This window comes from Paenibacillus camerounensis (genome assembly GCF_000723885.1).
Classification (GTDB): Bacteria; Bacillota; Bacilli; order Paenibacillales; family Paenibacillaceae; genus Paenibacillus_AQ; species Paenibacillus_AQ camerounensis.
This window is the reverse complement of record NZ_CCDG010000137.1, coordinates 1-9,290: the sequence shown is the minus strand read 5'-3', so window position 1 is coordinate 9,290 and position 9,290 is coordinate 1. Positions and strand designations below refer to the sequence as shown.

General features: G+C 54.1%; 9 protein-coding genes. All 9 read right to left on the bottom strand.

Annotated features, from left to right (window positions below; all coding sequences use genetic code 11):
* Window positions 1-334: hypothetical protein (locus BN3772_RS30330; RefSeq protein WP_042204515.1), on the bottom strand; the 334-nt coding region annotated here is incomplete at its 3' end.
* Between the two features lie 299 nt (window positions 335-633).
* On the bottom strand, window positions 634-1,470 hold the full coding sequence (locus BN3772_RS30325; protein ID WP_042204514.1) for an aldo/keto reductase: 837 nt from the start codon (window positions 1,468-1,470) through the stop codon (window positions 634-636).
* Window positions 1,471-1,744: 274 nt separating this feature from the next.
* A complete protein-coding gene (locus BN3772_RS30320) occupies window positions 1,745-2,197 on the bottom strand; it encodes a cupin domain-containing protein (protein ID WP_042204513.1) in 453 nt (150 codons plus the stop codon).
* Window positions 2,198-2,297: 100 nt separating this feature from the next.
* Window positions 2,298-3,236 (bottom strand): SPFH domain-containing protein, encoded by a 939-nt coding sequence (locus tag BN3772_RS30315; protein WP_042204512.1) that lies wholly within the window; start codon window positions 3,234-3,236, stop codon window positions 2,298-2,300.
* Complete coding sequence (locus BN3772_RS30310) at window positions 3,236-3,670, bottom strand: NfeD family protein (RefSeq protein ID WP_042204511.1); 435 nt, start codon at window positions 3,668-3,670, stop codon at window positions 3,236-3,238. Before BN3772_RS30310 ends, BN3772_RS30315 begins: the two co-directional genes overlap by 1 nt.
* 234 nt (window positions 3,671-3,904) lie before the next feature.
* A complete protein-coding gene (locus BN3772_RS30305) occupies window positions 3,905-5,848 on the bottom strand; it encodes a glycosyl hydrolase family 18 protein (RefSeq protein ID WP_209443725.1) in 1,944 nt (647 codons plus the stop codon).
* A gap of 483 nt (window positions 5,849-6,331) precedes the next feature.
* Window positions 6,332-6,973, bottom strand: a complete 642-nt coding sequence (locus tag BN3772_RS30300; RefSeq protein WP_042204509.1) for an XTP/dITP diphosphatase — start codon at window positions 6,971-6,973, stop codon at window positions 6,332-6,334.
* Between the two features lies 1 nt (window position 6,974).
* Entirely contained in the window at window positions 6,975-7,736 is a 762-nt protein-coding gene (gene rph / locus BN3772_RS30295; protein ID WP_042204508.1) for a ribonuclease PH, read from the bottom strand.
* 158 nt (window positions 7,737-7,894) lie between these two features.
* The gene (locus BN3772_RS30290; protein ID WP_042204507.1) at window positions 7,895-9,010 is read right to left on the bottom strand and encodes a GerMN domain-containing protein; all 1,116 of its coding nucleotides are present in this window, start codon (window positions 9,008-9,010) and stop codon (window positions 7,895-7,897) included.
* Between the last annotated feature and the right edge of the window lie 280 nt (window positions 9,011-9,290).

Genomic DNA, 9,290 nt, shown 5'->3' with positions numbered 1-9,290 from the left:
TCAATCTATGGACACCTTTGCCCTTCATTTCGCCTATCTGAGCTGTGCTGGCGAATTCAAAGGCATTTCTGACCTTCATTTCGCCCATTTGAGCTGTGCAGGCGAATTCAAAGGCATTTTTGCCCTTCATTTCGCCCATTTGAGCTGTGCTGGCGAATTCAAAGGCATTTCTGCCCTTCATTTCGCCTATCTGAGCTAATCTGGCGAATTCAAAGGCATTTTTGCCCTTCATTTCGCCCATTTGAGCTATGCTAGCGAATTCAAAGGCATTTCTGCCCTTCATTTCGCCCATTTGAGCTGTACAGGCGAATTCAAAGGCATTTTTGCCCTTCATTTCGGCACGTTAGATTGGCTGCAAGCTTTCAACTATTTCCTCTTGATTCCTCAGAGACAGGCACAGCCCCGAGTTACCAGGAACGGTTGCAGGTGCAGCACAAAGAGCAAGCCGTGTACGTTGATTGCGTACGTTCAGCTTGCCCTCTGATATCCGTGGTTGCGTACGTTCAGCTTGCTCTCTGACATCCGTTGATTGCGTACGTTCAGCTTGCTCTCTGATATCCGTTGATTGCGTACGTTCAGCTTGCCCTCTGACATTCGTTGGTTGCATACGTTCAGCTTGCTCTTGCAGCCATCTTAGAAATTAAAGTTATCCGGGTCCGGACCAAAGCGGTGATTCTGGTTCAGCTCCTCAATGGCCTGTACATCATCGTCACTCAGCGTGAAGTCAAAGAAGCCCGCATTCTCCACAATCCGTTCAGCATGCACTGACTTAGGAATCGTGATTACGCCCTGCTGCAGGTCCCAGCGGAGCACAATTTGTGCTACTGTCTTGCCGTACCGTTCAGCCAGCTCCTTGAGCAGCGGCAGCTCAAGGTTCCCCTGCATCAGCGGGCTCCAGGCCTCTACCTGAATATCATGCGCCTTGGCGAATTTCAGCACCTCGCGCTGGGTCAGCAGCGGATGGAATTCGATCTGGTTCACGGCCGGCACCACGCCGGTATCGTCGATGATATCCTGCAGATGATGCACCTGGAAATTGCTGACGCCGATGGATTTGACGAGCCCTTCCTTCTGCAGATGAATCAGCGCCTTCCAGGTGTCCCGGTATTTGCCCTTAACCGGCCAGTGGATCAGATACAGGTCAATAACATCCAGACCCAGCTTCTTGCGGCTTACTTCAAAAGCCTTAAGTGTCGATTCATATCCCTGATCAGGATTACGCACCTTGGTCGTGATGAACAGCTCATCCCGCGGAACTCCGCATTCCCGGATGGCCTGTCCCACGCCCTCTTCATTATTATATCCGGCTGCCGTATCAATACTGCGGTAGCCTGTTTCAACTGCTGTCTTCACTGCCTGGATAACCTCTTCGCCGTCCTTGGTCTGCCACACGCCCAGGCCCAGCCACGGCATGGTTGCCCCGTCATTCAGCGTCGGTCCGCCCGAAAATGGTCCATTTAATTCGCTCATTGTTAACCCTCCAAGCCTATTGTTGTGATCAAACTTCTATAACCTAAAAAATGGCTGGGGAATCAGCCCGGATTCAACAAGATTATAACAGATTGCGGCAGCGCTACCAAAATGCCATGACCTCCAGCTATTCCACTTGTCCGCACTCAACCATATCAGCACAAATTCTCAAAGCAAGCAGGACCTTTACAAGTATGCTGACTTAGGTGCTCCTGCGTGACCCCGAATAAAAAGAGCGTCTGCCGCAACCGCAGCAGACGCTTCTCTTAAATGATTAATCGATCAGCTTGAAATCATCAAAGCTGAATTCCGGTGATACGATGCAGGAGACTAGCACCGGCTCATCACCGAGCGGCCGCGCGGCCTGCCAGACACCTGCAGGAATAACGACCTGCGGCTGTTGTCCGGCTAATATGTCGGCGCCGAGCACAACTTCAGTTACGTTCTCAGGCTGTGCACCGCTGCCGCCCAGGCTCAGGATAATCGGACTGCCGGAATGCCACAGCCAGATTTCATCGGAGAGCACGGTGTGCCATTCCGACTTTTCACCCGGATGAAGCAGGAAGTAAATGGAGGAGGCCGATGCTCTGGCTCCTGAATAGTTACTGCCCAGCGTCTCCTGGGGAATTTCGAAGGATGAATTCCATAATCTCTTGTACCATCCGCCCTCAACGTGGGCTTCAAGCCCCAGCGCTGCTACCAGCGGAGAAATTTCTTTTTGCGTCACAGTATCTGCTCCTTAAAGTTTGCCGCATAAGCAACCACTTAGATTTGTGTTTGCTTTTACTTTAACAAAAATGTGCCGCAATTGTAAAACCTTCTGCTGCTTACTTGCCATCCTTGCCTGCCTTGAATACTTCGGCGATTGCTCCGAGCGCACCCAGGGTCTCAACTGTGCTGCTAGGCAGGAATACTTTGTTGGCAGGTCCTTTGGATATTTCGGTCAGCGCATCAAAGGACTGGTACGCCAGTACCCGCTCATCCAGCCCGGCGGTGCTGATCAGCTGAATCCGCGCCTTCTCGGCCTCGGCTACCGCCTCGATCGCCTTGGCCTGGCCGAGTGCCTCCAGCTCCTGTGCCTGACGTAAGCCCTCAGCCTGACGGATACGCGCTTCCTTGTCACCTTCAGCCTTGAGAATCTTACTCTGCTTATCACCTTCCGCACGCAGGATCATATCCTGCTTGGCGGCTTCCGCCTCCAGCACAATCGCGCGCTTGCTGCGTTCCGCCTTCATCTGCTTATCCATGGCTTCCTGGATATCCAGCGGCGGCTTGATGTCAATAACCTCAACGCGTTCTATCCGCACGCCCCACTTCTCGGTTGCTTCATCGAGGGCCAGCCGGATGTCCGCCGAAATTTTTTCACGTCCGGACAGTGTTTCGTCCAGCTCCAGCTTACCGATAATCTGCCGCATGGTTGCCGTGGAGATATTGCGAACCCCGTATACATAATCAGAAATACCGTAAGTCGCCTGCTCCGGTCCCACTACCTGATAGAAGATAATGGTGTCAATCTGTACCTGAACGTTATCCTTCGTAATAACTGTCTGAGGCGGCACATTCGCCTGCTGAATCCGCAGATCGTGATACGTGCGCACCTGATCAATGACCGGAATCAGAATGTTCAGCCCCGGTGTAAGCAGCCGGTGAAATTTTCCGAGCCGCTCGACTACCCCTACACGCTGCTGCGGTACGATTTTGATCGTCAGTGCCACAAAAACGACTACGACTGCAATAATAATCCCGATAATTACCCATGAATCCATCAGCTGTATTCCTCCCATCGTTCTACTTCAATAATAGTGGAGCTTCTGCGGACAACTCTGACTAATTCATCTCTCGCCAGCACCTCGCCTGACACTGCACTCCATGTATCGCCGCCGACTTTGACCTGGCCGTAACGCCCCGGTTCAAGCGCCTCAACGACAATACCCTGACGCCCGGTAATCTCTGTCCCGATGTCCTCGAACCCCCGGGAATGCTTGAACCTGGCGACCAGCGGTTTGGAGAAAACGGTCAGGAGAACCGTTACTACCGCGCCTGCCGCCACCTGCAGCAGAATCGCCTCCGGCCAGATCAGCGATACAAGCAGCGCCGCCGTTGCACCGATCGTAAGCCAGAACAAATAAAAAGTAAACGTAAACATTTCAATTAAAAGCAGAACACCGGCCGCGACTAACCATAGCACCCATGGAACCATAGGTGATCTCACCACCTTCCGCTATATACTACTATAAACGAATAAAACGGCAGCGCGTTCCATCATTTTTCCCGAAAGGGACAAAAGCAGGCACTTTTATTATATTTCAAGCCACGGAAGGTTATGAATACAATTCAATTGCTCCGCCTGCAGCACATCTTGTTCTGCAAAATAAAAAGCCTGCGGAGAAGCCGTTCTCTCCGCAGGCTCTTTATACTGACGGTTAAACTGGTATTATTTCAGCTTCCAGAGGGCAGGGGCAGCTGCCGGCTCCCACCCGGCAAGCGAGGTGTGCGCCTGCTGGCAGATATATGCGGACCCGTTATAGGTAACTGTATGCCCTACTTTGTAAGCGATGCCTGCCGCCCATGCACCGGCTCCCGGTGTTGCTGTAGCGGCCGGGGTAGGCACCGCCGTTGGAACAGGTGTAGCGGTCGCGGCAGGTGAAGGTGTGGCGGTCGCATTGCCGCAGACCCCGATTACCTTCCATGCCCCATAAGCGCCGCTCAGATCAGGCCGGTCGCCCTGCGTCCACCATTTGGCTTCATATACGTAGCCGCCGTGGGAAACCTGCTGGCCTTGTGTATACACACCGGCTGCGCTCCAGGCCGCTGCAGTGCATTGTCCCGGTGTGGGTGTCGGCGTCGGTGCTACTGTCGGTGTCGGAGTAGGGCTAACACTTGGTTTGGGCGTAACCGTTGGGGTGGCGGTTGGAGTTGGTGCTACTGTCGGCGTAGGGCTGGTGCTCGGTTTGGGCGACGCGGTCGGTGTAGCTGTCGGCGTTGCGGTCGGTGCTATTGTCGCGGTTGGGGTCGGTGTCGGAATTACACCGCCGCCAAGCTCAGCGCTGAGCTTATTCTGCAGCGTCCGGTTGCGGTCGCCGCTCGTCTCCCAGAACATGGCTCCGGCCAGTCCTTTAGCCTTCAGGTAGCTGATCTTATGGCCCAGGGATTCCGCATCATCGTAGCTGATATAGGTCTGAGTCGAAGGATTATACAGATAAGGCACCTTGGCTACGTTATTCCAATAACGGGTGTAGCCGTTTTTGTTAATATAATTGGCTTCCAGATCATTGAAATCATAATTGCCCTTCTCCCAGGTGCCTGTGGAGGATATACCGGCAGATACCTGGTATTGCCCGTTGCCTGCAGCCGGAGCACCGCCCCAGCCCCGTCCATAGAACGGCATTCCCAGCACCAGCTTGCTTGCAGGAACTCCTGCGCCAAGATGGCTGGTTACCGCCTTGTCGATATTATAATTCTGCGGCTCAGTAAGCCCGGTGGATGCTGTTGCAGGATCATAATATAATGGCGCATTGTGTCCGGTCGTTGTATTCCAGCTTCCGTTGAAATCGTAGGTCATGATGTTAATCCAGTCCACAACCGCTGCAATCCCGCTCAGATTATTGTTCTGGACGTATGTGGGACTGGCGCCGGAGGCGATGGTCAGGAGATAGGTTTTGCCGTCGGCGGTACCTGCCGCGTTCAGCTTTTCACGAATTTTTTGCAGCAGCAGCACATAATTCTGTTTATCCTCGGGGCGGTAGCTGTTGCCGGCGAGTCCGCCGCTGACCGGATACTCCCAGTCCAGATCGACGCCGTCCATCTTATATTTACGGATAAAATCAACCGCCGAATTGGCAAACACCTCACGGGCAGCAGCGGTTGCCGCCACATCAGAGAACCGGTTCGACCAGGTCCACCCGCCGACAGAGATCATCGTCTTCAGATTTGGATTCTTCTCCTTCAGCTTCCACAGCTGCTTCAGGTTGCCTTTGATCGGATCATCCCATTTGTCATCCCCGAAGCTTTTTTGGGCATCGATCCACGGATCGCCCAGTACGATTGTACCGTTCGGCACACTGATTGCCTGCCCCTGCTCATTCTGGCAGGTCCAGGTGACCGGATTCGGGCCGGTCGGGTCCGGATTGCCATGCACCCCGTTCCAGCAGATATCGGCGAAGGCGTAGTTGATTACATTCATTTTGGTGGCATCGATGTCCGCTACATTAAAAGCCCGTCCGTAAGCAGCCCAGGACGCATAATAACCGACTATTTTATAATCGTTCCCTGCGGCCTTAGCCGTCTTGACACTCCCGCCGAGTGCGGCAAAAAGCGTAATAAACAAAGCAGCCGCGAGCCCCAGCGCAACAGACTTCCGTGATTTCTTTTTCAGCATGCAAATATTACCTCCCCGGTTCATTCTCACAGCTCATCGTTCTTCATGGACAAGAAATAGCGACGCCTGGCAGCTCACCCCGCTCCCGGATCTGGATTCACCCTCACTCTGCCTTTCTAGCAATGCAACGGTAGTCTTGTTAATAGATGAGATACTGCAAAAAGCGCATGAAATTGCCCTGTTGCCTGTAATTACGCCGGCTGGCTTATGGACACGGTGGTGATACGGTTTATCCTGCTGTCAGGTAGTTGGTGGATTGGAAGAGTTAGGAGGCATTGAACTGGAGTATTCTGACATCATTAAGAGATGAAGGTAATTCTAATTCTCAGGCATCACAGCGGGAACCGCCAGGGGTAAATTTCTGTAATCAGGGGATAAATTCATCTTATGCTCAAAGGGGAAAGACAACTTACAAAAAAACATAAAAAGACCCTGGCCGCCTATCCGGCAGACAGAGTCATCTGTTTAATGTGTACGGGGATATTACCCGTTATTGGCCTGCTTGGCAGCAAGCTTATCCGTCAGCAGACGCAGCGCGGTTCCGCGGTGGCTGATCTTCTGCTTCTCCTCCAGCGTCAGCTCGGCCATTGTCTTCTCATACTCGGAAAGGTAGAAAAGCGGATCATAACCGAAGCCCCCGGCGCCTGCAGGCTCCGAGGTAATCCAGCCTTCCACCGTACCTTCCGCTGTCAGCTCCGAGCCGTCGGCCGGATCATAAAGTGATAACGCACAGACAAACCTAGCCGTGCTAAGCAGCGGCTGGCCGGTATCCTCACCCTGCTTCATCCGCTCCAGTTCGCTCAGCAGCTTGAGGTTATTCTCCTCATCCTGCGCACCTTCCCCGGCGTAACGGGCAGAGTACACACCGGGCTGGCCGTCCAGCGCATCGACACACAGGCCGGAGTCATCCGACAGTACGGGCAACCCGAGGGCTTCGCCGACTGCCTTGGACTTCTTGAGCGCATTCTCGGCAAAGGTGCTGCCGTCCTCCACTACATCCGGAAGCTCCGGGTAGTCGAACATACTCTTAACGGTCAGGCCGAGCGGGGCAAAAGCATGCTGGAACTCACGTACCTTGCCCTTGTTCTTCGTCGCAACAATCAGGATGCCGCCGCTGTTACTCATGCTACACCTCTTGGCCGGGCTGGCCGGAAGGGATTTTGAGCGCGATCGGACCGAGCACTTCCTTCTGCACCGCGATCAGCTCATGGATGCCCTTCTCCCCGAGACCCAGCAGCTCATCCAGCTCCCGGCGTGTGAACGGACGCTCTTCGCCGGTGCCCTGCAGCTCGACAAAAGCACCGCCGCCGGTCATCACCACGTTCATATCGACCTTTGCCTTGGAATCTTCCTCATAGTTCAGGTCAAGCAGCGCCTTGTCCCCCACCACACCGACACTGATAGCAGCCAGGTAGTCTGTAATCGGGAATACGCTCAGCTTGTGCTGTAGGGCAATTTTGTTAATGGCAAAGGCCATTGCTACAAAAGCTCCCGTAATCGAGGCTGTCCGCGTACCGCCGTCTGCCTGAATCACGTCGCAGTCCAGCGTAATACTGCGCTCGCCCAGCGCCTGCAGATTTACTACCGAGCGGAGCGCCCGGCCGATCAGCCGCTGGATCTCCATCGTCCGTCCGGTCAGCTTGCCGCGTGCCGCTTCACGCTGGTTACGGGTCTGGGTTGCCCGGGGCAGCATCGAATATTCGGCGGTTACCCAGCCTTTGCCCTGGCCCTTCAGGAACGGCGGAACCTTCTCATCCACTGTTGCGGTTACAATAACCTTTGTGTCGCCCATCTCAATCAGTACTGAGCCCTCTGCATATTTATTAGTTTGGGTTGTAATCGTAAGCGGCCGGAGCTGGTCGCTGTTACGCCCGTTTGATCTCGTCATAGTCTGCCTCCTGCATCTTAAGTAGCTAAAGCTTACATTAACGCCTTTGCGCGCGAAACGGATAACACCCGGGAAGGGCATTATCCGTTTTTTGCTTAGCAAGCTTTATTCTACCAAAGTACAAGCGCAAAAGCATCTTTTGGCTAGGTAAAAACTTCTTACAGCGGCAGTGCGTTCACATATTCCGGCGCCGATACCGGCTGGCCGTAGTTGACATTATCCGTTCCGGTTACCGTCTCCTGCCCGTTCAGGCGGATCTGGACCGGAGCATCGCCTGCATTCTGCGCCACTGTGAGCACTACGGATTCCAGCATTTCCTCCGGCACATTCCGGGCATCCGTGAACATATCATCTGTCAGCGACACTGTTACTACCCCGTTCTGTCCGGCTTCTACTCCTTCAAGCGCGGTTCCCCCGGTCATCACCATCTCCAGTCCGTTAGCCGATTCCGGTCCGGCTATCAGCTCATTCAGCGCAGCCTTCACCCGGTCCTCTCCGGCGGGTACAAAGCGTGTAACCGGAACATAATACTGGTGAGTGCCGTCAGGCGTTGCTGCGGAAAAATAAACGGTTACCGCAGATGAATTCATCAGCACCGGTCCGTTTCTCGGCAGGTTAATGCCGAATGAGCGGGACAGCGGATGATCCAGCGGTGTGCCCTGGAGCGGCATTTCGGTCAGCTTTTTGCCGTCAACCCACAGCTGTACGCCTTCGATGCCCTCCTGTCCGGTCAGTGTCCAGGTGATGGCCTCCAGAATTTTGCGTTCATCTGCCGGCTTGTAATCATTAAATGCCGCGTTGAATTCAACCACCGCCAGCTTATCTTTGTCTACAGAGACACTCTCTACCTGTGTGCCGGCGGGAAGTACACCCTCAAAGCTTTCAGGAACAGTTGAGGCATATGCGCCCTGGGTGACCAGTGCAGTTAGTGAATCTGTAAGCATGGCGTTGCTGTCCCCTTCAGGCAGCTTAAGCGAAACCGGGGTCAGCAGCCCGTTGCTGTCCTGCAGGTAGACGGTGGTGCGCTCTCCGGGTGCGATGGCTTCCGGCTGACTGGTTATCTCCCCGGCGGCGGTATTCCCTGCCACTGGTCCGAATACTCCAGCATCAAGCGTAGTGCCGTCGCTGAGCTCCAGCATCTGCGCCTCAATCTCCTCCGGCGGCGGATCCACCGCTGCAGACTCCGAACCGAACAGGCCGCAGCCGGACAGCAGAATCGGAACCGTGAGCAGGCAAGCCGCAGACAGCGCACGGACTTTTGTCATAGATTTCATTAATCATTGCCCCTTTCAACAACTAGGATCAGTTTGTACTGCTATGTATACGAGCCCTCTCTGCAAAAAATAACAACAGCTTATCCTTAAATTTGGACAATGTGCGTAGCTGGATCGGGACAAGCTGCGGGTGAGTGGCGCACGGGCTCGGGTAAGGGCGGATGCTGCATAAGCGCAGGGTGATGCGACTTGAGTAAAGGACAATGAGCAATTCAGAGGCACTTTTGCCTCTGATTCCGGCTCCGGCGGGCGGATTGCACGATTCAGAGGCACTTTTGCC